26 protein-coding genes are annotated in these 26979 nt (G+C 40.2%); 13 read left to right on the top strand and 13 right to left on the bottom strand.

Annotation, left to right across the window (positions count from 1 at the left end):
• Positions 1–39: 39 nt before the first annotated feature.
• From ccoG to ED557_06650, 3 genes are read left to right on the top strand one after another with little or no spacing between them, the layout of a single operon-like run.
• A complete protein-coding gene (gene ccoG / locus ED557_06660; protein ID RNC84654.1) occupies positions 40–1494 on the top strand; it encodes a cytochrome c oxidase accessory protein CcoG in 1455 nt (484 codons plus the stop codon).
• Positions 1495–1502: 8 nt separating this feature from the next.
• A complete protein-coding gene (locus ED557_06655) occupies positions 1503–1952 on the top strand; it encodes a hypothetical protein (protein RNC84653.1) in 450 nt (149 codons plus the stop codon).
• Between the two features lies 1 nt (position 1953).
• On the top strand, positions 1954–2661 hold the full coding sequence (locus tag ED557_06650; GenBank protein RNC84652.1) for a sulfite exporter TauE/SafE family protein: 708 nt from the start codon (positions 1954–1956) through the stop codon (positions 2659–2661).
• A 115-nt stretch (positions 2662–2776) separates the two neighbouring features.
• Here the strand turns inward: ED557_06650 and ED557_06645 are convergent, their stop codons facing one another.
• The 3 genes from ED557_06645 to ED557_06635 are packed head-to-tail and all read right to left on the bottom strand — an operon-like array spanning position 2777 to position 6675.
• Positions 2777–3967 carry a twin-arginine translocation signal domain-containing protein gene (locus ED557_06645; GenBank protein RNC84651.1) on the bottom strand — a complete coding sequence of 397 codons (1191 nt, stop codon included), beginning with the start codon at positions 3965–3967 and terminating at the stop codon, positions 2777–2779.
• Positions 3968–3970: 3 nt separating this feature from the next.
• The gene (locus ED557_06640) at positions 3971–5293 is read right to left on the bottom strand and encodes a gfo/Idh/MocA family oxidoreductase (protein ID RNC84808.1); all 1323 of its coding nucleotides are present in this window, start codon (positions 5291–5293) and stop codon (positions 3971–3973) included.
• 20 nt (positions 5294–5313) lie between these two features.
• On the bottom strand, positions 5314–6675 hold the full coding sequence (locus ED557_06635; protein ID RNC84650.1) for a DUF1080 domain-containing protein: 1362 nt from the start codon (positions 6673–6675) through the stop codon (positions 5314–5316).
• A 111-nt stretch (positions 6676–6786) separates the two neighbouring features.
• Here ED557_06635 and ED557_06630 point away from each other — a divergent pair, with 111 nt between their 5' ends.
• Positions 6787–7566 carry a TIGR02757 family protein gene (locus ED557_06630; protein RNC84649.1) on the top strand — a complete coding sequence of 260 codons (780 nt, stop codon included), beginning with the start codon at positions 6787–6789 and terminating at the stop codon, positions 7564–7566.
• Here the strand turns inward: ED557_06630 and ED557_06625 are convergent.
• The gene (locus ED557_06625) at positions 7563–8330 is read right to left on the bottom strand and encodes a DUF3667 domain-containing protein (GenBank protein RNC84648.1); all 768 of its coding nucleotides are present in this window, start codon (positions 8328–8330) and stop codon (positions 7563–7565) included. The two genes, ED557_06630 and ED557_06625, sit on opposite strands and share 4 nt — an antisense overlap.
• 107 nt (positions 8331–8437) lie before the next feature.
• Between ED557_06625 and rpsU the strand changes: the two genes are divergently transcribed.
• Together rpsU and ED557_06615 are read left to right on the top strand one after the other, a co-directional pair.
• Positions 8438–8632 carry a 30S ribosomal protein S21 gene (rpsU, locus tag ED557_06620; protein RNC84647.1) on the top strand — a complete coding sequence of 65 codons (195 nt, stop codon included), beginning with the start codon at positions 8438–8440 and terminating at the stop codon, positions 8630–8632.
• A gap of 155 nt (positions 8633–8787) precedes the next feature.
• Complete coding sequence (locus ED557_06615) at positions 8788–9813, top strand: alpha/beta fold hydrolase (protein RNC84646.1); 1026 nt, start codon at positions 8788–8790, stop codon at positions 9811–9813.
• A gap of 9 nt (positions 9814–9822) precedes the next feature.
• On the opposite strand, the gene radA is transcribed toward ED557_06615, so the two are convergent.
• The 3 genes from radA to ED557_06600 all read right to left on the bottom strand — a co-directional run bounded on the left by radA (position 9823) and on the right by ED557_06600 (position 13357).
• On the bottom strand, positions 9823–11160 hold the full coding sequence (gene radA, locus ED557_06610) for a DNA repair protein RadA (GenBank protein ID RNC84645.1): 1338 nt from the start codon (positions 11158–11160) through the stop codon (positions 9823–9825).
• Positions 11161–11162: 2 nt separating this feature from the next.
• Entirely contained in the window at positions 11163–12116 is a 954-nt protein-coding gene (locus ED557_06605; protein ID RNC84807.1) for a UPF0104 family protein, read from the bottom strand.
• 164 nt (positions 12117–12280) lie between these two features.
• A complete protein-coding gene (locus tag ED557_06600) occupies positions 12281–13357 on the bottom strand; it encodes a class I fructose-bisphosphate aldolase (protein ID RNC84644.1) in 1077 nt (358 codons plus the stop codon).
• Positions 13358–13499: 142 nt separating this feature from the next.
• Between ED557_06600 and dusB the strand changes: the two genes are divergently transcribed.
• Positions 13500–14489, top strand: coding sequence for a tRNA dihydrouridine synthase DusB (gene dusB / locus ED557_06595; GenBank protein ID RNC84643.1), 990 nt, complete (start codon positions 13500–13502; stop codon positions 14487–14489).
• A 71-nt stretch (positions 14490–14560) separates the two neighbouring features.
• Entirely contained in the window at positions 14561–14761 is a 201-nt protein-coding gene (locus ED557_06590) for a hypothetical protein (GenBank protein ID RNC84642.1), read from the top strand.
• A gap of 106 nt (positions 14762–14867) precedes the next feature.
• Here ED557_06590 and ED557_06585 read toward each other — a convergent pair whose 3' ends face one another.
• Positions 14868–16136, bottom strand: coding sequence for a serine--tRNA ligase (locus ED557_06585; protein RNC84641.1), 1269 nt, complete (start codon positions 16134–16136; stop codon positions 14868–14870).
• 189 nt (positions 16137–16325) lie between these two features.
• On the opposite strand from ED557_06585, the gene ED557_06580 reads away from it, so the two are divergent.
• The 4 genes from ED557_06580 (at position 16326) to ED557_06565 (ending at position 19340) form a co-directional block, all read left to right on the top strand.
• A complete protein-coding gene (locus ED557_06580) occupies positions 16326–16808 on the top strand; it encodes an Lrp/AsnC family transcriptional regulator (protein RNC84640.1) in 483 nt (160 codons plus the stop codon).
• A gap of 75 nt (positions 16809–16883) precedes the next feature.
• On the top strand, positions 16884–18179 hold the full coding sequence (locus ED557_06575) for a sigma-54-dependent Fis family transcriptional regulator (GenBank protein RNC84639.1): 1296 nt from the start codon (positions 16884–16886) through the stop codon (positions 18177–18179).
• Positions 18166–18687: a hypothetical protein gene (locus tag ED557_06570; protein ID RNC84638.1), complete on the top strand. Its 522-nt coding sequence runs from the start codon at positions 18166–18168 to the stop codon at positions 18685–18687. The genes ED557_06575 and ED557_06570 overlap by 14 nt, the downstream gene beginning before the upstream one ends.
• Positions 18688–18731: 44 nt before the next feature.
• Entirely contained in the window at positions 18732–19340 is a 609-nt protein-coding gene (locus ED557_06565; protein RNC84637.1) for a tetratricopeptide repeat-containing protein, read from the top strand.
• On the opposite strand, the gene ED557_06560 is transcribed toward ED557_06565, so the two are convergent.
• The 4 genes from ED557_06560 to ED557_06545 all read right to left on the bottom strand — a co-directional run bounded on the left by ED557_06560 (position 19337) and on the right by ED557_06545 (position 23106).
• On the bottom strand, positions 19337–19972 hold the full coding sequence (locus tag ED557_06560; GenBank protein ID RNC84636.1) for an MBL fold metallo-hydrolase: 636 nt from the start codon (positions 19970–19972) through the stop codon (positions 19337–19339). The two genes, ED557_06565 and ED557_06560, sit on opposite strands and share 4 nt — an antisense overlap.
• A 60-nt stretch (positions 19973–20032) precedes the next feature.
• A complete protein-coding gene (gene rpmE / locus ED557_06555) occupies positions 20033–20245 on the bottom strand; it encodes a 50S ribosomal protein L31 (protein RNC84635.1) in 213 nt (70 codons plus the stop codon).
• A 74-nt stretch (positions 20246–20319) separates the two neighbouring features.
• A complete protein-coding gene (locus ED557_06550) occupies positions 20320–21825 on the bottom strand; it encodes a magnesium chelatase (protein RNC84634.1) in 1506 nt (501 codons plus the stop codon).
• A 45-nt stretch (positions 21826–21870) separates the two neighbouring features.
• Positions 21871–23106, bottom strand: a complete 1236-nt coding sequence (locus tag ED557_06545; protein RNC84633.1) for an anthranilate synthase component I family protein — start codon at positions 23104–23106, stop codon at positions 21871–21873.
• 73 nt (positions 23107–23179) lie between these two features.
• On the opposite strand from ED557_06545, the gene ED557_06540 reads away from it, so the two are divergent.
• Entirely contained in the window at positions 23180–24211 is a 1032-nt protein-coding gene (locus ED557_06540) for a quinone-dependent dihydroorotate dehydrogenase (GenBank protein RNC84632.1), read from the top strand.
• Positions 24212–24214: 3 nt separating this feature from the next.
• Here the strand turns inward: ED557_06540 and ED557_06535 are convergent, their stop codons facing one another.
• The gene (locus tag ED557_06535; GenBank protein ID RNC84631.1) at positions 24215–26944 is read right to left on the bottom strand and encodes a hypothetical protein; all 2730 of its coding nucleotides are present in this window, start codon (positions 26942–26944) and stop codon (positions 24215–24217) included.
• Positions 26945–26979 lie beyond the last annotated feature (35 nt).

The following is a 26979-nucleotide window of genomic DNA, read 5'->3' as shown; positions in this document are numbered from 1 at the left end:
AAACCAAACCAGATACAGTTAAACCATCGGTTGTAAAAGATGTCCAAAACTAAAGATCGTCGAATAGAGCAGGATCAATTTCGTGATTATCTGGCCACCGTAAATGAGAAAGGTGGCAGAAACTGGATTTATCCAAAAAAACCGAGTGGAAGGTATTACAGAGCCCGGAATATCGTGGCTCTGTTATTACTGGGTTTCTTCTTCTCCGGGCCTTTTATCGAAATAAATGGTCAACCTCTGTTGATGATTGATGTCATTGAACGGGAATTCGTCATCTTCGGCGTGGCTTTTTGGCCACAGGACCTACATCTATTGGTTTTTGGGATGTTAGCATTCATCCTGGGTGTTGTTCTATTTACAACGATCTTTGGCCGACTATTCTGCGGATGGGCCTGTCCTCAAACTATTTTCATGGAAATGGTTTTCCGAAGAATAGAGTACTGGATTGAAGGTGACGCTTCCGATCAGATTCGATTAAAAAAAGCTCCATGGAATGCCGAAAAGATTCTAAAGAAAGGAAGTAAGCATGCCATCTTCTATGGAATGGCCTTTCTGATTTCCAACCTCTTTTTAGCCTATGTAATGGGAAAAGATGACTGGATTGAACTGGTTACTGATCCGCCTTCTGAACATCTTGCTGGCTTATCGGCTATGATCATTTTCAGTGGGGTATTTTATGGCGTATTTGCTTTTATGAGAGAGCAGGTATGTCATTTCGTGTGCCCTTATGGTAGAATGCAGTCCGTAATGCTCGATAATAACTCGATAAATGTGATGTACGATTATGTTCGGGGTGAAAGCAGGGCAAGAGTTGGTGATCGAAAGAAAGTTGAAAGTGGAGCTTTTTCTATTGCAGATCTTGGATTAGAAGAAGGCGCTACCTTTGGAGATTGTATCGATTGCTATCAATGCGTGCAGGTATGCCCAATGGGTATTGATATCAGAAACGGTACTCAACTGGAATGTACTCATTGCACTGCCTGTATTGATGCCTGCGATGATATCATGGACAAAATCGACAAGCCAAGAGGTCTTATTCGTTATTCTTCAGAAAATGCTATTCGGTCTGAAAAGAGAAAAATCCTTACCCCAAGAATAATGGGGTACTCCGCCGTTCTTTTAGCACTACTCACTACTTTTGTAGTACTGTTAAGCATGCGCTCAGACCTTGAAACGACCATCTTAAGAGAGAGAGGCACCCTTTTCCAGGAACTTCCTGATAACCGAATTAGCAATATATATACCATCAAAGTAATCAATAAGACTTTTGAAGAAATAGACTATGAGCTTGCCCTAATTTCACCTCCCGGACAACTGGTATCTCTTGGGATGATCAATTCTGTACCGGGACAAAGTTTAGTAGAAGGCCGCTTTATGGTTCAGATTTCTAAAGAGCATTTAGATGGACTACAAACCGACATTAGCTTTATTGTTATGGCTGATGGAGAACAAATTGAAACAGTAAAAACCGGCTTTTTAGGGCCTAATAACTAAGTACGATCATGAAAAAACTAGATTGGGGAAAAGGAATTTTTATCGCGGTTACGCTCTTTATAATCGGAACCTTAAGTATGGTCAGCTACCTCATCAGCCTCGATTTCTATCTGGTGAATAACAATCATTATGAAGAGGGTGTGGCATACCAGGAAACCATCGATAGCAAGGAACGAGCTTCAGAACTGGAGGAACAAGTTGTTATTCTATTCGATGAAGAGCGTGTGGCCTTAAAGGTATTTTTCCCTGAAGAAATAGTGAAAAAAGCCCAGGAAGGAACCATTAACCTCTATAGACCAAACGATGCAAGTAAGGACATGAACCTGGCTATCCAGTTTGATGCCGGAAACACACATGTGATCCCTATGGAGCGAATGGACAAAGGGAAATGGGTACTTACGGTAACCTGGAAAATGGATAACCTGGACTACCAGGAAGAAAAAGTAGTAATCATATAATATGGAACTCTGGACTGCCCCGGTTCTAGGCTTTGTAGGAAGCTTTCATTGTGTGGGGATGTGTGGCCCTATCGCGATGTCTATTCCCAGGTCAAGTTCAAGCCTGGTTGCTCTTTCATTAAGCGCCGGCTTATATAATTCTGGGCGAATCCTGGTTTATGCCCTTTTTGGATTGCTATTTGGGTTGTTAGGAACTCAAATCACTTTCTCGGGTTTTCAAGGCACACTTTCTATACTACTTGGAGTAGGAATAGTATTTGGAGTAGTGCTGAATCGTTTCTTTAAGAAAAGAGAAAAGCCACAGATTTATCAGAATTTTGTCAAATCCATTTCGAAGTATTATGGCAAATTGCTTCGAAAACCTTCCTTTTTTGCCCTTTTTGGAATGGGCGTGTTAAATGGACTTCTCCCCTGTGCTTTTGTGTATTCAGGCCTTGCAGCAGCTGTATTAACCGAATCTCCCATGCATAGCATGCAGTATATGGCATTATTTGGATTGGGTACTTTCCCGGCTATGTTTTTGATGTATCTCGCACCTACTATTCTCTCTCTTAACCTGAGAAGCTCCATTCGAAAGCTCGTACCTTACCTTGCCTTTAGCCTGGGAGTCTTCCTAATCGTCAGAGGGATTGCTTTCCAGGATTTGCACCTGGCACGGATACTGGCCGAAAACATGGAGAGCTTTTGTGTCTTTCCTGTTAGCAAGTAAATCGTCATTCTGAGCATACTTGCGAAGAATCAGCACAATTAACAACCTAAACAAATTTATGGCTTTGTTGATTCTTCGGCAGTAGCCTCAGAATGACAATGAAAGAGAGCGAAAGTTAAATATTATACTCCGGCTTCCATTCGACAACCTTATTGTTATCCATTGCATCAATAGCCATAGAAACAAGAATTGATACATTTGCGCCGGTTTCAACATTTGAATCGGGTTCCTTACCAGTTCGTACGGAATCCCTGAAATCGATCAGTGCCTGTTTTGAGGCATCCATGTCATCAGCAACCGTAATTGGAGCTCCTTCTCCTCGATCCCATGCTTCTGAAGTTGCGCCGGAGACTCCATCAACCAATCCCTGTTCCCGAGCCTGATCAAGGTTCTCAAGATAGATTTTAGCTCCTCCGAAATTAATTACTAAGGTGCCCTTTTGCCCTTGAAGCTTAATTTGATACCGTTCATAGGCATTGGTGGTAAGACTTGTGAACTTGGTATTCATCCCATTGGCATACTGCATCATGATATGAACATTATCATAAGTCTCACGACCATCCTTCCAGTAATCAATACCTCCAAAACCACTTACCTTTGTTGGTGTAGCCCCAGCAACCCAATTACAGAAATCGATTTGGTGTGAGCATAGCTCCGCAGTTAGTCCTCCAGAGTATTCTCTGTACATCCTCCAGTTGATCATTCGCTCCCACTTTGGATCCGGTACTGGCCTTCTCCAGTCTCCATTTCTATTCCACTGGCATTCGATAGATTCGATATGGCCTAGATACCCATCATTAACAATCTCCACTGCCTTGTGATACAGACGACTGCTATGGTATTGGTGACCAACCTGGAAAATACTGTCATAGCTTCTTACTCTTTTAACCAAATCTTTAGCTGGCTCAATGCCTTTAATCATGGTCTTTTCACAATAAATGTGCTTTCCCGATTCGAGCGCATCCTCCAGAATCTCATCATGTAAGCCATACGGCACAGCAATCAAAATGGCATTTACATTGTCGTCGTCAATTAATGCCCGATAGTCTTCATAGGCCGTTGCTCCATTGGTAGCTTTTTCCACACAATCTTTTAAACGGAACGGGATGATATCGCTACAGGCTGTCACCTCAACTCCATCAATATCTTTTATGATATGAGAAAGTCCAGTCCCACGATCACCAGTACCGATCACTCCAATTTTTATGTCGTTAAATTCTTTAGATCGGTACACTCCAGCAAACCCAGATGTTAAAGTGGCTGCTCCGGCTAATGCTGATGTTTTGATAAAGTCTCTTCTTTTCATCTACTATAATTTAGGTTCCCAGCCATTTTCATATTCACGCTTCCAGTGCTTCATAGCTTCAGGGTTATTCAAAATTTTTCCGGTCTTTGGATCGATTTGAATACTCCCTCCTACTTCCTGAGCAATATTTCCATAATGACATAGCATTGTCGAAATACTTGCATCATCGATCGGTGCCTTTAATGCTTCGCCATCCCTAATAGCATTTGCGAAATTAATCATATGGTTTACAGTTAAGGCATCAAATCCACGAGTATCCGCAGTGTTTGCAGCCCCACCTCCTTCAGGCTCCACTTCTTCTTTGATTAATTTTCCTCGTAAATCATATAAAAGATATCCATCTCGATCTAACAAGATAGACCCCTCAGTACCATGTATTAAAGAGCCTCGTCCTCTACCCATTATTGGATAACCATTACAGCTTTTGCCTTCCCAGGAAATCATTTTACCACCTTCGAACTCAAAGCTGGCATTCTGGGTATCGTAAAATTCCCAGTCATCATCAAAATGGTACCGTCCTCCTGCGGAGGTTGCTTTTACAGGCAAATCAACACCGAGTGCCCAGCGACAAATATCAATCTCATGGGTTCCATTATTATGGATTTCCCCCGTTCCCCATGTTCTGAACCAATGCCAGTTATAAGGATGAACATTGTCTCTGTAATCTTCTCTTGGAGCAGGTCCCTGAAATAGTTCCCAGTCCAGGGCGTCAGGAACAGGTACTACATTCCCTTTCCCGATACTTCCTCTTGTATTTGAATACCAGGCTTTTGCATAGTAAACATCACCAATAATACCCTCTCTAATCTCCTGTACGGCTTTATTAGAAGTAATAGAAGAGCGTTGCTGATTCCCCATCTGGCAATACTTTCCATATTTCTTTTGAGCTGCTACTAATAGTTCATTTTCATAGGGATTATGACTGCACGGTTTTTCAATAAATACATGTTTCCCAGCCTGCATAGCCATGATGGCCATTGGCGTGTGCCAATGTTCTGGCGTAGCAATGGTAATGATGTCAATATCATCCTTTTCGAGTAACCTTCGAAAATCCTTTTCTACTTGAGGCACATAACCAACGGTTTCCTCCTGCCACTTTTTGTGCTCATCAATGATGTTGTCATCTACATCACAGAACCAGGTTACAGTTGCATTATCTACTTTATCAACAGCTTCAACATGAGCTTTACCCCGACTTCTTACCCCAACTACAGCTACATTCAGTCTATTATTTGGTTTTCCTATCAGGATATTTGGAAAGCTCAATGCCATTGCACTTCCTAACCCGGTAGCGGTGCTCTTTTTAAGGAAGGTTTTTCGATCCATACTTTTCATAGTAGCTTGTTTTATGGGTTTAATCTTTTGATGAAAATATTTCGGTAGTGTACCTCATTTCCATGATCCTGAAGCAGGATATTTCCTTCTGTCCAGGTTCCGAAACCTGGCCACACTTCATATTTACTTTCATCAACCAGTTTTTGGAATTCCGGGGTATTTCGATCGTATTCAAGCACCTTCCGACCATTTAACCAATGCTCAACATGGTTACCGTTTGAAATTATTCTGGCATGATTCCATTCTCCAACCGGATTTATGGGCTTGTCTTCTGCCTTGATGAGATCATATAAAGAAGCCACTGTCCTGCTTCCAGGCTGTGCCCCCAATTTAGCATCCGGATGAAGATCATCATCAAGAACCTGATACTCTAGCCCTATCGAAGATCCTGTCCCCTTATTGAGATTTGCATCAACAAAATACTTTATACCACTATTAGCCCCAGGAGTAACTTTAAAATCGACCCAAAGCTCAAAATTGCTAAATAACTCCCTCGTAACAATATCTCCGGCGTCTTCTGATTCTGCACCACCAGATTCATGAATTACAATCACTCCGTCTTCAACATCCCAACCTTTTCCTTTCTCTGAATAAGGGAACTCATCAGAACGAGCACCACGCCATTTATCCATGCTGGTTCCATCATACAATAATTCCCAACCCCAATCCTCTTGACTGTGCGTTAATACGTTATACTTGTCAATAGCTGGAGCACTTGTGCTTTGGGCATATTTTCGTGGATTATCCGTTATAATCCGAATATCCCTCCAGCTTATTTCAATGCCGGCTTCATCCGGATTTCCAATACTATGTACCTGAAGAGCTATAAATCCTTCTGACGTTCTGTTGTCAACTAAATGCGAAACAGGAATCCCATTTACCCAGGTTTTGATAGTATCGCCAATTGCTTCAACTCTAAATTTATTCCATTCCAGATGTTTATAAGCTGCTTGTGCTTCAGGCATATCTCTAAGTGGATGAAGCCATCCTCTGCGTGCTTCATCGTAAATTCCACCTGTCCATGATCGATCTGAAGGATCGATTTCAACCTGATAACCATGCACTCTACCATCCTGAAATTCAGGAAAACTATTACTCCTAATCTGTACTCCTGAGTTTGTCGCATCTGAAAGTTTTACCTCATATTCCAGAATAAAATCACTATACAGCACCTCTGTTCTGAGAAAAGAGTTTGGGGTATCGGCCACTGTAGTACCTACTATAGCTCCTTCTTTCACTTCATAGGTAGCAACACCACCTATTTGTTCCCATCCATCGGTTGTATCTCCATCAAAAAGAGGCACCCAGGGAATATTTTGATCATATGCAGAACATGAGGTTAATAGGATAAAAAAAACGAAGAGTGTTTTCATTGAAAGCGGTTTTATTCTCCCGAATATAGGTAATGCTCTTAAGAGGAGAAATCGTGATAAATTTTATCAGAAAAATACCCTGGCGAACTTTTTAAAACGATATCTTCATTGATGCCAAATGAAATTTTCGCTTTGAAAGATGATCTGGAAGAACTGGTAAGAAGGTTTGATCGAAATGAATTTATAGATCATGATCCGATTCAGTTTATGCATGCATTTTCAGATAAAAGAGACCAGGAGCTGGCCGGTTTCTTTGCCGCAATCATGGCCTGGGGGCGCAGAGACATAGTTATTGCAAAGGTGGATGACTTGCTTAATAGAATGAATTACCGCCCCTATGAATTCATACTAAACTTCTCCGAATCAGATGCTGAATACTTCTCAGATTTTAAACACCGGACATTTAAACCAATAGATATTTACTGGTTGATTAAGACACTGAAAAACATTCTTATTGAATTCTCTTCTTTTGAAGGGTTCTGGAAGCTATGCTATGATATTAGCAAAGAACAAGAAAGAGAGCTTATTGCCATTTTCCATGAGCAATTTTTTTCTATTCATCCTGAAATACCACAACGAACTCGAAAGCACATTTCAAATCCCGACAAAAATAGCTCGTGCAAACGTCTTTATATGTATCTCAGATGGTGCATAAGAAAAAGTGACGTTGACTTGGGTATCATGACTTTTATGTCTCCAGCTGAATTGAAAATCCCTCTGGATGTTCATGTAGGTAATCAAGCTAGAAAGATGGGACTTCTTAATAGAAAGCAGAATGACTGGAAAGCGGTACTAGAACTAAATGAAAGGTTAGTACTACTAGATCCTATGGACCCTGCGAAGTATGATTTTGCTTTGTTTGGATCAGGAGTTCTTAAGAGCAATGATTAGTTCCTTGAAATAAAAAGTATAGCGGCTGCTCCATACATAAGAATTGCGGAACCAATCGAATAGACGATATACCCAAAAATGAAACTGAGAAAACTCATTGCATGCTGATCAAAGCCTTTAAGACCCAGGTATCGGCTTTGAACAAACATTGAATAAACTAGCATTAAAAAAGTAAGTGCAAAAAGAAATATCCCCCCACCCCCTTCAAGCATCGACAAAGGAGTTAATAACAGGCTCACTATTGCAAAACTAGCTAATAAATACAGATACATTACATAGTGATGTTTGAAATAAGGCTTCTTCTTTTTAAAAAAAAGCTTGCTGAAAAAGGCCAAAACCGGAGCTAAAACTACTATATAAAGTAGCTGGTTGAGTTTAGTAGTCATTAAAATCGTTACCTCTCCCACCGTGTCCATATAACCAGGCCAATCAATGCCCGTCTGCTCTTTTAGTTCTTCAAGATTGGCCTCAAAATCACCTTGAGTACTGGCGTTTGCTACTTGTTCTAAAAACTGCTCATAATCAATCAGATAAATAGTAATTGCAGTAGTAACTGCTAAAATAAAAATGGTGTACCTGATTGGGTTTACGAACCTACCCTTGTCAGTAAAATAGCTTTCTATTACCAGTCCAGGGTTTACGAACATATTGTAAATCGTAGCGGGTAAACCTCTATCCAGATTAAAGGCATCTCCGAGGAGTTCTTCGAATAGACCTGCTTCCTTCTTTTCAGATGGTTTATTATGATCGATCTTCTCTTCCATAGTCAGTTACTTGCTCCTAGAATCTAAAATGCTACATTAACTAACTTTTTTAGTATATTTGCAACCCCAATTATGGGAATAAAACAAATGAAAGGAAGTGAGACTCAATGCTAGGCGTTGAAGTTAAAGACAACGAAAGTGTTGAACGAGCGATCAATCGTTTCAAGAAGATGGTAACTCGATCTCGTATTCTTAATGAGTACAAAGATCGTCAACAGTTTATCAAACCTTCTATTGAACGTCGCGAGGCTATGAAAAAAGCCGTTCGCGAGCAGCGTCGTCGTCAACGTGATAACTACTAAATGGTAGTCGTTGTATCACAGATTTAAAGCCTTTGGTATTCACCAAGGGCTTTTTTTTGCCCATCATTAAAGGGACCAGTTGCCCTGCATTCTTAGCCTAGGATTCATTCCTAAATTATTTTATACTATCTTATTAGTATTAATTATATAGTTCAATGTTTAGACTGCCACTTTTTCTTTTACTCATTGCTTTCTCAAGCACCATGATACATGCTCAGGATGTTAGCTGTTTTGACGAATATGTTGAATCTGAAGAGCTATTTCGACTAGAAGAAATTACCATTCGAAATGGAGATGTGAGCTTATCTGCTGAATTATATTTACCTAAATCAGAAGGGCTTTATCCAGCTCTTTTGTTACTCCCTGGAGGAGGCAATAATGTCAACAACTTAAGGAATGTACCCATTTACCTTGCAAAAAGAGCTGCGGCGTGCGGCATCATTGCTTTGTTTTATGATAAAAGAGGAACTGGTAATTCCTCAGGAGAATACTCAGAAACGGACTTTAATGACCTAATTTCAGATGCTGAAGCAGCCGTAGATTTTTTAGCCAGTCATAAGGAAGTAAACAATAAACAAATAGGTGCCAGTGGATTTAGCCAGGGAGGAAGGCTAATTGCTAATCTAGCGGTAAGAAATAATAGTGTTTCTTTTATAGCAGGGGTCTCAGGGCCAATTAACAGAGTAGGGCCCAATCGATATTATGCATTTAAAAACTCATTGGATCGAACACAACTAAGTGATTCTGTTAAGAGCCTGATCCTTCCTTATTGGGAAGAACACTTTAATGCTCTTGAGGCTAGAGATCATGAACGTTCTCTCGCTCTTGATGATGAAATAAGAGAAGCTTCGACAAATATATACCGGAGTTTATTACCACCATATCATGCTGATCGTGACCAAAATCCCATATACAATTCAATGGGACTAGATTTACTAAGCGAACTCAAAAATCTATCCATACCATGGTATAGTATTTATGGAGAAGAAGATAGAATAGTTCCTGCCAAGCAGAGTATTGAGAATATCAAAGAAGCTATGGAATTAGCTAAAAATGAGAACTTTACCATAGAACTAATACCTGGGGTGAACCACTCACTGTTAAATCCAGGCACCCAAGAGCAAATTCCATTTGAAAAGAAGATTTTTGAATGGGTATTGATGGTCATTCAGGAAAGCTGACCTTCCAAACTAATCCAAGGCTTTTTTTATAGCCTGACTAATTGAATTTACCCCTGCATTGGAAACTTTTCCTGGAACGATAAATCCATCAAAGCCCAACTTCTTAGATTCTTTCAATCGCTGATCTACATTGGGCACCGACCGAACTTCTCCACCTAAACCTACCTCTCCTATAAATACCGATTTTTCCTTAATCGGCTTATCCATTAGACTAGAAACGAGCGCACAGCATATACCAACATCTCCTCCAGGATCAGTTAATTTGAATCCACCCGCTACATTAAGGTATACATCCTGATTGGCAAAGCTATATCCAGCTCTTTTTTCTAGAACGGCTAGTAAGAGTGTAAGCCTGTTTCTATCAAATCCATTTGATGTGCGTTGTGGGGTTCCATAAGTAGATGCCGTAACCAATGCCTGCACCTCGATCAAAAGAGGCCTTGATCCTTCCATAGTACATACAATCGCATTCCCACTTACTTCGGTGTTTGTATCTGAAATAAAAAGTTCAGATGGATTATCCACTTCACGCAAACCATGTGCGAACATTTCAAATACTCCTACTTCCTGTGCCGGACCAAAACGATTTTTTAGCGTTCTGAGCAAGCGGTAGGTATAGTTCTTATCCCCTTCAAACTGAAGCACAGTATCTACCATATGCTCAAGTACCCTGGGACCAGCTATATCCCCTTCTTTAGTAACGTGACCAATCACAATGGTAGTCACGTTCTTCTTTTTAGCTACCTGTTGGAATAAAGCAGCACATTCTTTCACTTGTTGAATACTCCCTGGCATACTGGATAACTCCGTTCGGTATACCGTTTGGATGGAGTCAATAATTAATAAATCGGGTGTACTTTTATTGACTTCTTCAATGATAACGTCAACCTGTGTTTCATTAAATATCGACAGGTTCGAGGAATTAACTCCTATTCGTTCTGCTCTTTGCTTTATTTGTCCTGATGATTCCTCACCTGCACAATACAGAATCTTTAACTCGGGATTAGACTTTGCAATTTGAAGGGTTAAGGTACTCTTTCCTACTCCGGGCTCCCCTCCCAATAAAATATAGGCTCCCGGTAGAAACCCTCCTCCCAAAACTCTATCGAACTCGCTGATTCTTGAATGAAACCTGGACTTCTCAGAAGTTTCAATTTCATCTAATCGTTGAGGGCTTGTTGAACTTTCAACCCCTGAAATCTTCGCTTTATGCTCAACATTAGATTTGGCTGTAGTTTTAACTTCAACAAAGGTATTCCATTCACCACAAGTAGGACAGCTACCCAACCATTTTGGAGAGATATGGCCGCAAGAGCTACATTCGAACTGAACTTTCGTTTTAGCCACAATCAGTCTTTTTGTGTGCTCTCAACTACCTGCCGATTTATGTACCAGGTAGTGGCTGCCATTCCTATTGCAATGGTTATATAATAACTAATGAGCCTCCACAAGAAGAGAGCGAGCCCAATAAAGGATTCTCTGGAAATTAGCGGCCCCTGGAATACCACAAATAATCCCTCAACACCTCCGCTACCACCAGGTGTGGGAACAACCAAGAAGGTCAGGTTCATCGCAAGACTACGGAGTGCGGAAAGAATCTCTGGGGCTGGAAGTAAACTCAGAATAACAATGGTTGGTAGAGCAATTCTAGCCATCCACGTCATAGTTGAAAAAAAGAATGCCTTTAACAAAAAGCTTATCGGCTTTTTGCGTAGCTGATGCGCATAACTTTCAAGGTTTTCAGCTTCAGCACTTATCTTATCGTGATATCTACGCAAAATTGGAAGCTTGAATACTGCTTTAATGACCTTCTTTATAGCAGCAGGGTTTACCAACACTCCATAAGCCAAAATACTGGCGTAGCTTAGCAAAATCACATAAAGCAATAACATGGAAGCTTCTCCCACAAGTCCAACTTCCGGAGGTACAACTTCATAAAAAATGCCTGCTATTAGCAGAATTGGGATAGCAATAGCAAACCAAATCTGGTCTAGCAATACACTGTATAGAATGATTGCGGTAGCTTCGCCAAGTTTGAGACCTTCTTTAGTCATTGCATAGGTCGCCATAGGAGCACCACCTATTGTAGAAGGGGTTACGGCAGAAGTAAAATCCCAGGTAAGTACAATTCTAAATGAACCCATCCAGCTTATTACCCCTTCCGAGAGAACCCGAAACTTAGCAGCAGTAAACCAGACTCTTAAAAATGAGACAACAAGCGCTATTAACAGACCGGGCATCCTTTTGGGAAGGAGATGCTCAAGTATTCCTGGGGTATAGGTGTAATAAATAACACCAGCCATAGTAAGCACACTCAAAGAGATAGAAATAATCAGATACCTCTTTGAGATAATATTTTGGGGCTGCGTTATTTGATTCTGGTCTGTACTCAACTGTAGTTGATTTCACTAAGTATAAAAAAAGCCACGCATAAGATATGCGTGGCTACCAACAATTTAAGAAAAAGTTACGCTACGGTAATCTCTTCATTTAAATAAACATCCTGGATCATATTAAGAAGCTTTACGCCTTCTCCAATTGGTCGCTGGAATGCTTTACGGCCACTAATTAGACCCATTCCACCAGCTCGCTTGTTAATAATGGCTGTTTTAACTGCATCAGCAAAATCGTTAGAGCCAGAAGCACCGCCAGAATTAATCAAACCAGCTCTTCCCATGAAGCAGTTAGCAACCTGATATCTGGTAAGATCGATTGGGTGGTCTGTAGTTAGTTCAGAATAAATGCGCTCATCTAACTTACCATAGCTTGAATCACCAGCATTAAGAGCCTTATATCCGCCATTATTAGTTGGCTGCTTCTGCTTGATGATATCAGCTCCGATAGTTGTACCAATATGATTTGCCTGACCGGTTAAGTCAGCTGAAGTATGATAATCTACTCCGTCTACTTTGAAAGCATTATTTCTTGTGTAGCACCAAAGTATGGTTGCCATTCCAAGTTCGTGAGCATAAGCAAAAGCCTGAGCTACTTCCTGTATTTGTCGATTTGACTCATCTGAACCAAAATAGATCGTAGCACCAACAGCAGCAGCTCCCATATCGTAAGCCTGCTCAATGGTACCGTACATAATCTGATCGAAAGTATTTGGGTAGGTCAGTAATTCGTTGTGGTTGATCTTGACAACGAAAGGGATTTTGTGAGCATACTTTCTGGCAACCACTCTAAGTGCACCAAAAGTCGATGCAACCGCATTACATCCTGCTTCAATAGCAAGGTTTACAATATTCTCCGGATCAAAGTAATCAGGATTTTTTGCAAAAGAAGCACCGGCTGAGTGCTCAATTCCCTGATCAACAGGAAGGATGGAAAGGAAACCAGTATTTCCTAAGCGACCTGCTTCAAACATCCATTGCAGGTTTCCTAATACACGGTTATTTCTATCTGAAAGCGACCAAATATCATCCACAAAAGTTGATGAAGGTAGTGCTATTCTGTCAACACTTATAGTTTCGCATTTGTGATCCAACAAGTAGGAAGCATCGTCCCCTAATAGTTCTTCAATTTTACCTAAATCAATCGACATGTCTAAAGTATTAGTAGTTAATTTTGAGGACTAAAAATATATGGGTTAATCAAAGAAATGACTAGCATAACTTAGCCCTAGAATTCAATCCGATTATCCCAATCCATTCAAAATCCTTATCTTTGTTTCTTTTTTGAGCCTTATGAACATCGATAATATCCAGCTTCCAGAAAAACCGCTTTTCCTTGCTCCCATGGAGGATGTGACGGATTCTCCATTTCGGCAGATTTGCAGAGAGAAAGGAGCAGATATTGTATTTACCGAGTTCATTAGTTCTGAAGCTCTAATAAGGGACTCGGATATCGCCATTCACAAGATGAGCTATTCCGAGAGTGAGCGCCCTTTTGGGATTCAAATTTTCGGTGGACGGGAAGAGGCTATGGAAGGAGCTGCCAAGGTAGCCGAGAACAACAATCCCGACCTGGTGGATATTAATTTTGGGTGCCCTGTTTATAAAGTCGTTAATAAAGGCGCCGGAGCTGCTTGCTTAAGAGATCTTGGAATGATGGAACGAATGGCTGGTACCGTTGTAGATGCCGTACAAAATAAACCTGTTACCGTAAAAACCAGGCTTGGCTGGGATGATACCACCATAAAAATCCAGGAAGTGGCACTTATGCTTCAACGCATTGGAGTAAAAGCATTAACCGTTCACGCTAGAACAAGAGCTCAGAAATACAAAGGGGATGCCAGGTGGGAATGGCTCAAGAAATTGAAAGACACTCCGGGTCTTGAGATTCCTATCATCGGTAATGGAGATGTAACTTCTCCTGAGTTAGCAAAAAAAATGTTTGATGAAACCGGTGTTGATGGTGTAATGATTGGACGCGGAGCGATCGGTAATCCCTGGATTTTTGAGCGATCCCGCCATTATTTAGAAACAGGTGAATTACTTCCCGAACCTACTTTACAGGAACGCCTGGAACTAACGGCAGAACAGCTTCGAAAATCAGTGGAACATCAAGGGGAACGTTACGGTGTTATCATAATGAAAAAGCATTATGGTCAGTACCTGAAGGGAATCAGGAATGGCAAGAAACTTCGTCTCGAACTCATGCAATTCGATACGATGGAGCCCATTCTAGAACGATTGCTCAATTTTAAGGAAGACGAGTTTTTTGTGGTAGCTTAACTAACTGTCCTAAACGAATCTTTTTATTCTGCCTCCCGTACCCGCTGCGGTTCGAACAAAATGGAGCAACTATGTTAGCGCGTTTAGCACGAGTTTTTCAGTCTATCTTTGGAGCAGCAAGTGCTGCTGTTCCCGTTAAAGCCATAACCGGTCTGGTAGTGAGTATAATCGTACCTTATTTACTGTATGCATTCCTTGGAGGAATAGGCCTTGCATTAGCAATTGTAGGTATTGGCTGGGCGATTTGGTACTTCGCCAATAAGAAGAAATGATAAGTGAGAGGAGATAAGTGATGAGCAGCCTCACCTCTCACCTCTCACCTCTCACCTCTCACCTCTCACCTCTCACCTCTCACCTCTCACCTCTCACCTCTCACCTCTAAAGATATTCCCTACCGATATAAGGCTTCAAGACTTCAGGTACTCGAACCTTAGCATTTTCCTCTTGGTAAGTTTCTAAAATAGAAGCGACTACTCTTGGAAGAGCCAATGCAGATCCATTTAACGTGTGTACCATCTCAGTCTGCTTTTCTCCTTTTCGATACCTGAGCTGCATTCTTCTTGCCTGGAAACTCTCAAAATTTGAACAAGAACTCACCTCCAACCATCGCTTTTGACCAGGACTCCATACCTCTAAATCATATTTTTTGCTTTGCGTAAAACCCATATCCCCGGTACACATCAGTAAAGTGCGGAAAGGTAGTTCCAATGCTTTTAATAGCATTTCGGAGTGTTCTCGTAAATTTTCAAGCTCTTCATAGGAAGTTTCAGGATGTACAATCTTAACAATCTCTACTTTATCAAACTGATGTAGGCGATTCAGGCCCCTTACATCCTTTCCATATGAACCAGCTTCTCTCCTCCAGCAAGGAGTGTAACATACATACTGTACCGGAAGCTCATCTTCTTTTAGAATCTCATCTCTATGGAAGTTAGTGACCGGTACTTCTGCCGTAGGTATTGCAAAGAATTCATCTCTGGGGATTACATACATCATATCTTCTTTATCAGGAATTTGACCTGTTCCTCTGGCCGAATCCTCATTAATGAAGAAAGGAGCCTGCAATTCGGTATATCCTGCTTTTCCCGCTTCAGTAATAAAATAATTGATGAGAGCGCGTTGTAATTGAGCAACAGGACCTACATAAAACGGAAACCCAGCGCCAGTTACCTTTACTCCTCTTTCAAAATCTACCCAGCCATAGCGTTCAGTGATTTCCCAATGCGGTTTTCGCCATTCATCCTGATTAGGAGCTCCCCATGTTGAGAAAACTTCATTTTCTTCCTCGGTCGCACCTACAGGAACGGTAGGATGTGGAACATTAGGAATTCTAAGAAGCATCTGTTCTCTTTCTGTTGTAAGTACCTTCTCTTGCTCTTCAAGCTTCTTGATTTCTTCCTTAATTGAAGAAGTTTCAGCAATTATAGCTTGTGCCTCATCTTTTTTACCCTGCCCCATTAACGCCCCAATTTGTTTGGCCTTAGTATTGCTTTCACTTCTCAAAGAATCTGCCTTATGAACTAAAGATCTCCATTCTTCATCTTTAGCTAACACTTCCTCAACTATGGAAATGTCCTTTTCACCTTTATTCACTATTGCTTGTTCAACCAGCTCTTTATTCGCTTTGATGAAGCCTATATCTAACATTCTTTGCTTTTATTGGGAGTTTAAAATCGCACTAAAGATAAGGCCTATTAAATCTATTACTTCACTTTTTTTTAAGAGGCTTATTACTTTTATCTTTTATTTTTGATAGTGCTTTTCTAACTTATCGCCTAAATAAATTAGGTAATTAAAATCTAATCATAGAAATTTTAGGAAATAGGGATTTTTTACATGACTCAATTGCTCGATGAAATTGACATCGCCATTCTAAACCACCTTCAGGAAAACGGGCGAGCACAAAGAAACAAAATTGCTGAGCTTGTTAACTTATCGGTGCCTTCCGTTTCCGAAAGAATGAAGAAGCTCGAAGAACGAGGACTTATTCAGGGATATCATGCTATTCTTAACAGTAAGGACTTCAATTTTGATATTACTGCTTTTCTCTTTGTTCAGGTTGATGGGTCAGAAAACTATCCCGAATTTGTTCGCAAGGTATCTAATGAGCCAGAGGTACTCGAATGCCACTCTATAACCGGAGATGGCTCGCACTTACTAAAAGTGAGAACTAAAAATACCGCTTCCTTTGAGCGTCTTCTCTCAACCATTCAATCCTGGAACGGTGTTGACAAGACACGTTCGAATATTGTGCTTTCCAGTTTTAAGGAAACAAGAGCTCTTCCAATAGAACAAGCCACTGAGTTAATAAAGTCGTAGAAAGTCCAGAAAAGAGTTAGTAAACAACTTTTGATTGCTTAACTTACGTCATATTGTCAGACGTAAAAGCATTCAATGGATCGCGAAGTATTTCAGGAGCAATTCGGATTATTAGGTAGTTCACCCGCTATTAAGCAGGTAGTGGACAAAATTATGCAAGTTTCCAGAACCGACATTACGGTGTTGCTTCAGGGAGAGAGTGGTGTAGGAAAAGATGTAACCGCACGGGCTATTCATGGCACCAGTGCACGTAAATCTAACGATATTGTAATAGTGAACTGTGGAGCTATTCCAGAAGGAATCATTGAAAGTGAGCTCTTTGGGCACGAAAAAGGAGCATTTACAGGAGCTAATGAAGCACGCGAGGGTTATTTCGAAAAAGCTGATGGAGGAACAATTTTCCTTGACGAAATAGGAGACACTCCGAAAAACATTCAGGTAAAACTCTTACGCGTCCTCGAAAATGGTGAGTTTTTCAGGGTTGGTTCTAGCAAAGTTAAAAAGGTAGATGTTCGACTTATTGCAGCTACAAACAGAGATTTGTGGCAAATGGTACAAGATGGAAGTTTTCGGGAAGATCTATACTACAGGTTAGATACCGTTCAAATCCACCTCCCACCCCTCCGTGAACGACAGGAAGATATCATACCCATTTTTAGGAAGTTCGTTCAGGAATTCTCTGCTCGTTACGATTCTGTATTTAAGGGATTCTCAGATGAAGCTCGAGAGTTACTCACCTCATATAGGTGGCCCGGAAACATCAGAGAGCTTAGAAATGTGGCTGAGCAGCTCGTAGTGCTTGAAAAATCTCAATTTATTGATGTAGAAAGGTTACAGAAGTACTTAAAAGGAAGGCAGCACGAAGGCTCTGCAGATAACCTGCCTATGATTTCAGACTTTGATGGAGCACAAACATCTGATTCAGGTTTTGAGCGAAGAGACAGGGAACTTGTATTTAGAGCTTTGGTTGAGCTTCGCAACGACATAAGTGATGTAAAGCGAATGCTGGGGAACTTTCTGTATTCATCAATTACCGATAAGGATATTAAAGCTCTACCCCCTGCTTCAGGAAGTACAATTAATACAGAGATTACACCGCACCTGGGAATAGATGTTGGTGATAAACCTTTAGGAATGACCTCCATTCCCTTCTCAAGTAATGACGATACCACTCCACTTTTTGAAGATGAAGACACGGATGTGTTGGACTTCTTCGGTGATGGTCAGATTCCCTCAATTGAAGAAACCGAACAATTCCTTATCAAAAAGGCCCTGGAGAAATTTGATGGAAACAGAAGAAAGGCTTCGGAGACCCTGGGGATTAGCGAGCGCACACTTTACCGAAAATTAGATCAGTATGGACTGGCGTAATAGAATATCATTTTTATTAGTAGTTCTTTTTTGTGTCGCCAACACTTCGTGCCTAAGGTATAGCTTTACTGGTACTTCTATTCCGGAAGGTGTGAATACGATCTACATCCCCTTTTTTCCGGATCAATCTAACAGCGGCTTCAGCGATTTAAGTGATCGCCTTAATGAAGCTCTCATTGACCGGTTTATAAATTCAAGCAAACTTCAACTGGCTAGTAATGAAAACGATGCTGATGCGGTAATTGATGGTTCAATAGTGAGTTACAGCAATAGACCTTTTAGTATTGGTGGGGATGAAGAAGCTGATCAAAACCAAATACAGATCGCTGTGCGGGCCACCTTTCAATATAAGGGTGACCCTCAACCTTTATGGAGTGATAAAAATTTTTCCAGCACTTTCACTTTTGATCCAACCGAAGACCCTATTGGAGGAGAGACGGATGCGACCGAAGAAGTGTTGGAGCAAATTGCGAATAATATGTTTAATGACGCTGTAAGTAGCTGGTAAATACGATTGAATGTATTTAGCCTTCGCTTTATACTTACTCCTACATGCAGACGCTCCCATTTAACATACCAAAATCTCTTTCCTCTTATGTAGAGAAGTTTGAAACTGATCCGGAAGGAAGTACTAAAAAACTTGCGAAGTTAATTCACAAAAGAGATCCGGATGCAGTGGGACACTTTTTACTTGCCTGGTTTTACCACCTCCAAGGGCAAAATCAGTTAGCAATTAAAGAAGCATTGATCGCAAAGACTTATGCACCGGGCAGTCCGCTTATGGAGCATCTCCACTATTTCCTTATACACCCAGAGTTGTTTGAAGCCAGGGTGCCCTCAACTAATTATTCTTCTCAACGGAAGCTACAGCAAGCCTCACGAACCTCACCTATACTGGATCTCGATAGGCTTATAGAACTATTGGAAGAAGTTGAGTCGCAGCGGATACAAATTCCTTTGGGTAATGAAGACGCAAATGATGAAGACCTCAGTGAAGATTCTTCGGATGTAGGTGATATTGTTTCGGAAACCCTTGCTAAAATCCATGAGAAGCAAGGAAACAGGAGTGAAGCTATCAAAATGTATGAGCGTTTAATCACTCTTAATGAGGATAAAGCTGAAATTTACAGCTCTCAGATTTCTAAGCTGCAAGAAGACTAAGCCTTAACGAACGGATTTTTTTTCTTCTCATGCCCGATGGTAGTGTCCGGACCGTGACCAGGATACACTATTGTATCGTCAGGAAGAACATATAACTTCTCTTTGATAGATTGTTCGAGAAGTTCAAAATCCCCTTTGTACAGATCTGTTCTCCCTATACTTTCTCGAAATAATGCGTCACCTACTATCAGTACTCCTTCTTCTTTGAAGTATAATGAGGTATGATCGGGGGAATGACCTGGTGTATACAAACATTCGAAACTAAACTTCCCAATATTAAATAGGGCTTGCTCAGGTAAAGGCTCTGGGATAAAACTAAATCCAACCTGACGTAACCCAAACATCGTAGCCTGGCTTCCAAAATTTTCCCACAAAAAAAGATCCTCAGTATTTAGGTAAACAGGGATCTCAAAATCTTTTAGTAAACGCTGAAGACCTAGCATGTGATCTACATGTGCGTGGGTCAATACTACTGCTTTGAGATCATTGTTCTGCTCAGATAGATATCGTTTAAACTGCTGGAATTCAGGTTCTGACGAAAACCCGGGGTCTATTACAATGGATTCATTACCTGCTCGAATGAGATAGGTATTTTCTAGAAAAGGACCGACTTGAAATGTAATGATCTCCATGAGCACATATAAAAAAAGGATGCATTGGGAAAATGCATCCTTTTGTCGGAAAAAATCCTGTTAATTCTTTTTGTCGTACATACGCTTGAATCGATCAACTCGACCAGCTTTCGCAGTAAACGACTTCTTAGTGTAAAAAGGGTGGTTTTTTGAATCAATCTCACTCTTGTACACCCCGTCTTTAGTTTTTAGTGTACTTCTGGTTTGAATCTCAGAACCATCACTAAGCACTACGGTAATTTCTTTGTATTCTGGGTGAATTCCTTTTTTCATAATTGCTTCGAACTTCCTTCAGTTTTTTGGAAAGGCTATAAATATAAGACTATATATAAGCGATATCAATGATTTTATATATCGTAATTACTAAAATCTTCATCACTTAAATCACTGAATGACGAGAACATAGTTCCAACCATATCGGAGTATGAGGTATGGTCATCTAAATCCTCTTTACTGAGCATAGAATGTTGATGAAGAGCATCCAGCATGAAATCCATCCAGGCAAATTCCTCAAGTTTACTATTCTTAGCCCTACCATTTACTGCCAGTTGTTTTAGTCCGGAGACTTTAGCGAGCTCTTTTTGATACTCTTTATCAGAAGAGACATCAGGAAGATTTACTTCATTTCCATTGGAAAACCATTCGGTAATTGGTTTATAAGTACTTCGTTCTTTTTCAGCTCGCGATTGTGGGTCTATAAAATACTTTTTGAATATCGTACTAATTGCTTTGCCAATGATGTGCTTTGCAACGCTAATAACTCCTTCCTGCTCACCTTCATATACCAACTCCAACTTCCCTGTCAATGCTGGTACCATATGATAGATATCAGAAATCCTGAGTACTGTTTCCTGCTCACCATTTAATACAGCCCTTCGCTCTGCTGATGAAATGGCTTGTTCCATAGCAGTAATTGTCATTCTTGTTGAAACCCCACTCTTCTGATCAACATATTCCGAATTCCTTGCTTCAAAAGCAGCTTGCTCAATGATCTCCCGATATACTTCGGGGATATGAACTGAAATCTGATTTCCTCTTTCATCCCAGGCTTCTTGCCGAGTGATGTTAATGCCTGTCTCCATCTCTTTGGGGTAATGGGTGATGATTTGGGCATCAATTCTATCTTTAAGCGGAGTTATTATATTCCCCCGATTCGTATAATCTTCAGGATTTGCTGAAAATGCCAACGACACATCTAATGGAATCCGTACATGAAAACCTCTAATCTGGATATCTCTTTCCTGCATTATATTGAGTAGTGCTACCTGGATTCGGGGTTGTAAATCAGGGAGTTCATTTATTACAAAAATCCCTCTGTTTGTCCTGGGTATCAGGCCAAAATTAATGGCATTCTCATCGGAAAGGCTTATCTTTTTAGTGGCGGCTTTTATCGGATCGATATCGCCTATTAAATCTGCTACCGTAGTATCTGGTGTAGCTAATTTTTCCCCATACCTTTTTGAACGGTGAACCCAATCGATTGGGGTATCATCCCCCTTTTCGCCAATAAGTTTTTTTGCATAGATCGATAATGGCCGAAATGGGTCATCATTAATTTCAGAGCCAGCAACAATTGGCATATACTCATCCAAAAAGTTAACAAGCATACGGAGCATCTTAGTTTTTGCCTGTCCTCTAAGGCCCAAAAGAATCATATCATGCTTCGAAAGCAATGCATGTTGAATTTGAGGGAGTACTGTTTTCTCGTAACCGTGAATCCCCTCAAAGAAGGGACTCCCTTCTTGCATTGCTTTAATCAAATTCTTTCGAATTTCTTCCTTTACCGAAATTGATTGCCATCCATTTTCTCTGAGCTCTTTAAGTGTATTTACTTTTTGATGTAAATCGTTCATGAATAATTACTCTAAATTTCTTCCATAACTTCTAACGAAAGCATTTCATTCATTCTTATAATTAGGAATAAGAGTGGTCAGAGCCTTCGCTTTCACTAATGTTTCTTGCCATTCCTCTTCAGGAACCGAATCGGCAGTAATAGCTCCACCAACAGGATAAACTAGACGCTGATTCTGAATAATTGCTGTTCGAATTACTACATTGAAATCAAAGTCTCCGTTTGGAGCTATGTATCCTATTGCTCCTGAATAAATACCTCTTTTATAATCTTCGAATTCCTCTATACTCTGCATTGCAGCTATCTTAGGAGCTCCAGTCATAGACCCCATTGGAAAACAAGATTTTATGATTTCAAGAGAATCTGTTTCTGAAGACACTTCACATTCAACAGTTGAAACCATTTGATGAAGGGTCTCAAAGCTTTGAATCTCAAAAAGTTTTTGAACATTAACAGACCCGTTTTTTGCTACTCTGCTTAAGTCATTTCGAACCAAATCTACGATCATCAGGTTTTCTGCTCTGTTCTTTTCCGAATGTAGAAGTCTTAACTTTTCATCCCCGGCGATTCCATTTCGAGAGATTGTCCCTTTTATAGGTTGGGAGATTACTTTGTTTGCCTTTCTTCTTAAAAAACGCTCTGGGGAAGAACAACAAATCGACAAATCACCAATTGATAGATATGCGCCAAACGGAACCGATCCCTTCCCTTTCATAGCGCCATAAAGTTCCAGTGGATTTCCTGAAAAATCGAACTCGAGGGCATGCGACAGATTTATCTCATAAAAATCTCCTTCTCCTATTAATTTCTTTGCCTCTACAACTCTGGAAATATAGTCTTCCTTATCAATCCGATTCTTTTCCTGTAGTTCGAATCCCGATCGGTTTTCCATCTCTGACGATTTGTTGAATGAAAATTCTTCCAGGTAATCTGGTACCATGAAATACATATCGGGAGCCGATATAAGCTCAGAATTTTCCGACTGAAGATCTTCTAATGAATTTTTTAAATCATATCCTAAATACCCAAACAGCCATCCTTCATTTCTTTTCCTGAAGGCTAAAAGCTGTTCCCAGATATTTCCTTCCCGCTCCGTTTTGTTTCCATTTTCAAAAACATACGTTTTACCCCCATCTGCCTTTATCCAGGCTTTTGGCCTGCCTGCCAAAAATGAAGTCTTGCTTTCGGGATGATCTTCCTTCTGAGACTCTAAAAGTATCACATCTCCTTCTCTGGAAAGAGCCTCTATCAAAGCGTTAATATTTCCTTCCTTGTCATTCATTTAAGCTGCATATGATACGGTTTATGCTCCATTATTGGGTTGTTTTCCGTATCATTATTTCAAATTCTTTTTGATGTTCTACAAATCCTTTCTCAAGCCATTTTTATTTAAGAAAGATGCAGAAACTGCTCATGAAATGGCTATCTCGCTTTCTAAAACTACGAGTGAATCAGCTTTTTTAAGATCAGCGGCAAAGCTTGCCTATGGTTTCAATCACTCTTCACTTAAGAGACAGTATTGGGATCTTGAATTCTCTAACCCTATTGGATTAGCAGCAGGGTTCGATAAGAATGGAGACACCCCGTTGGCAATGCAGGCTTTAGGTTTTGGGTTTGTTGAAATAGGTAGTATTACAGCAAAACCTTCAACTGGCAACCCCAAACCCCGGGCTTTTCGACTACCTCAGGACCGCTCATTAATTAATCGAATGGGGCTTAATAATGTTGGAGCTAAACAAGTGGTTGATGTCCTTTCCAAGATTAAACTCAATATCCCTTTAGGAGTTAATATTGCTAAAACAAATGATAGCTCTATTCATGGGGACGCAGCTGTTCAGGATTATTTGTTTAGTTATGATCTGGCAAACCAGGTAGCCGATTACATAACTATCAATATTTCTTGCCCGAATACAGGTGAGGGGAAAACCTTTGAAGACCCAATTGCACTGGAAGAGCTCTTAAGTGTTCTTGAGTTATCAAAGAAGAACAGAGTGCCTTCCTTAGTGAAATTTTCTGTTGATACAGATAAAGCAACTCTTGAAGAGCTTATTGAGATTTGTGAAAAGCATTCTGTAGCAGGGTATGTAGCCACTAATACATCTTCCTTAAGAGATAACTTGTCAACCGACGAAAAAACATTGTCAGAAATTGGGGGAGGCGGATTAAGTGGTAGAGCGATTGCGGAAAAAAGTACCACTATGATCCGCTGGATTTATGAAATGATAGGGGATAAAAAACCGATAGTAGGTGTAGGTGGGATAGATAGTGTAGAAAGTGCACTGGAGAAAATAGACGCCGGAGCTAGCTTGCTACAAATCTATACAGGTCTTGTATACGAAGGTCCTGGACTGCTTAAAGGGATTAAAAAATCACTAATTACCCAATAACAACTATTGTGAAATTGGAAAGCTAATTTCGCACTGAATGTTTGAAGCCGACCCATCTACAAGAACGGGATCAAATGTAATATTGGCATCTATCTTTGTGACAAATTCATCAATAAGCTCCTTATTCTGAGTATCTGAGGATAGCTTAAACTCTTCAATTACCCCTCTTGTGTTGAAGAAGAACAGGAATGATATCTGATCTTCAGTAACATTCTTAGGGAGCTCGATTAGGGATAAAAACTGTTGCATCCCTCCTCTTATAAACACCTCCTGATCAATATCCTCACAACTTAGATAGCCTTCTCTTAATGCTACTCCTGGATCTTCTATCTGAGAAACAACTGTATCAGCTACTTGGGATTTTGGTGGCTCAAATTCCGCATTTAAACGCCTTATAAGAACTACATTTTCGAAGGATGAATACTCTGCAAGATATAACTGAACTTTCGACCGTGTCGAATCCCAATATACTCCCTGATAAGGGAAATAAGGAGAAAGATCAGGGGTAGTTAGAGTAGAATCGAGTATAGATATTGCAAAAAGGCTATCAGTTGCCGCACTAGTTGAATCAGATAAAATATACTTAGCCGAATCTTGCTTTGCTTTAAAGTCTTTTTGTGTACTTACCCAATCTTGATTTACTTCATTCCACTTGGAAATATTGCTAGAAAACAGGGAATCCTCTTTTGCAAGCGTGATGTAAGAATCTATTGCGAATTGCAATGATTTAGCTCCTATTGAACTCCCCCTGATTGACTTTTCCAGAACTAATAGGGAGTCCGCCCTTTGTTTTTCATTTAGTGTCTCATCATTAGATATAGAAATAAAAACTTCAGTTGGGCTTAATTCTACTTTATCAGTTACTTCGGGGGGGCTCAGATTATACTTTTCCACAACTCTATCAGCATAGATTGAGGATGGATAGTTTTCCAGTAACTCTTCCCCTTTCTCAGTAGCCTTTAATGTATCACCGTTTAAAATATATAATTCGGAAAGTGAGTAAAGAGATACAGGAACAACATTGCTATTCGGCCGTTCCTCTATCACCTTTTTGAAATAATATTCTGCACTATCTGGGAGATTTAGTGATAGGAAAAACAAATTTCCCAATTCATAATTGAGTTTTGAAATTTCCTCCCTTACCGAATCCTGATCTTCTGGTGTAAAAGGAATCCTGCTTAAATCGATACTTACAAATACTTCATTAGCTTGTGTGACTCCAGCCTGAGTATTGGTCCCTTCTCCTTCTTCATTTTCAACTATTTGATTTACCAATATCGAAGATACTCTCCAATTATCGGCCAAAGGTCTACCCCCCCAAACAGCATTAAATTGTTGTGCGGCATCAGTAAGCATAACTGGGTTTTTATAATTTAGAAACCCATTTCTCTCCTGGTTTTCCCCTGAATTATTTTGAGCTGAAGGTGCGTTCACATTAATCAGCGTATTCCTTCGAGCTTCCTGTTCTCTTTGCAACCGAGCAATCTCTTCCCTCTTTTTCCTTTCCAGTTCGGCTAATACAGAATCAAACTCTACTTCTGATAAACTACCCATCCATATTAAACTATCTTGTAAATGGATCTCATCTTTTAAACGGGCATAATCACCAAATGACTGCGCAAATTCTTCCGCATTAAAATCTTCTGGCAATTCCTCTCTTTTTGCATTGGATGAGGAAGCGGAATCATAGTAAGCAGCTGCTCTTTCGAAATCATTGAAATGAAATCGATAAATCTCGGCAAGACCATTATAAGCCTTAGCTTTAGTAATCTCATCAGGCCTATTTCTACGGTCTCTTAAAATAGAAGTATATATTTCCCTAGCCTTGGCATAATTACCCCGATCTTGTTCGGTTTTTCCAAGTTCAAAATTAAGCTCTGATACAAACTCTGTATTTTTGTCATCCCTTACCATCGAAGAAAACACCCTGTATGCATCATCAGATCTGCCCAGTGCTCGTGCTACTTCAGCTTTTTTCTTTTTTGCCTCAAACTGAAGATCATAATTAGTATAGTTTTTCCCCACTTGATCATAAGCATCGTAGGCTTCTTCATTGTTGCCTAAGTTTTCATAGAGCTGCCCGATTAAGAAATAACCTCGTTCTTTATAGGATCTTTTTGGGAGATATCTTACAGAAATCGTAAGCTGATCAAGTGCATTTACCCAATTTTCTCGCTCCACATAGTGTTGTCCTAATACAGCCCGTACTTGAGCTTCTAAACTACCTTTCCATTCACCATCAAACAAAGCCAGGTGCTCTGTCAAGTATTGAACTCCTTGATTGTGAGCTTCTAACTCAAGTAGAACCCTTCCTTTCCAAAAAACGGCTTTCTGTTTCATTTCAGGGTCTTCGGATGAAATAAAAAGCTCATCAAATTTTTGATCGGCTGAAAAGTACTCTTGTCTGTAGAAATATGACTTTCCAATAATCTCTAAAGCGTTATCAACCCACTTAGTATCGTCATGTTTTCTAAGTATATCTGCACCTTTATCGATCGCATTTTGGAATTCTCCGCTTCCTGCTCCCATTGGGGTCTCGTGGATTCGTATAGCTTGAAGAGTATTATAATTACGTTGCTGTTCTTCTGACTTTTCTTCTCCAGAGTTAAAGCTTTTCTTTGCGTTGTAATAAGTGTTGTAGTAGGCATTGAAATCCCGGAATCCAGATTTAAAAGAAGTCTTACATCCTGCTGTAAGAGTCAGAATCAGTATTACACTAAAAAGCTTTCTCATCAATTAAGAATTTGTCATCTGATAACAAACGTTGC

Source organism: Balneola sp. (genome assembly GCA_003712055.1).
Lineage (GTDB): Bacteria > Bacteroidota > Rhodothermia > Balneolales > Balneolaceae > RHLJ01.
This window is presented reverse-complemented; position numbering and strand designations above follow the sequence as displayed.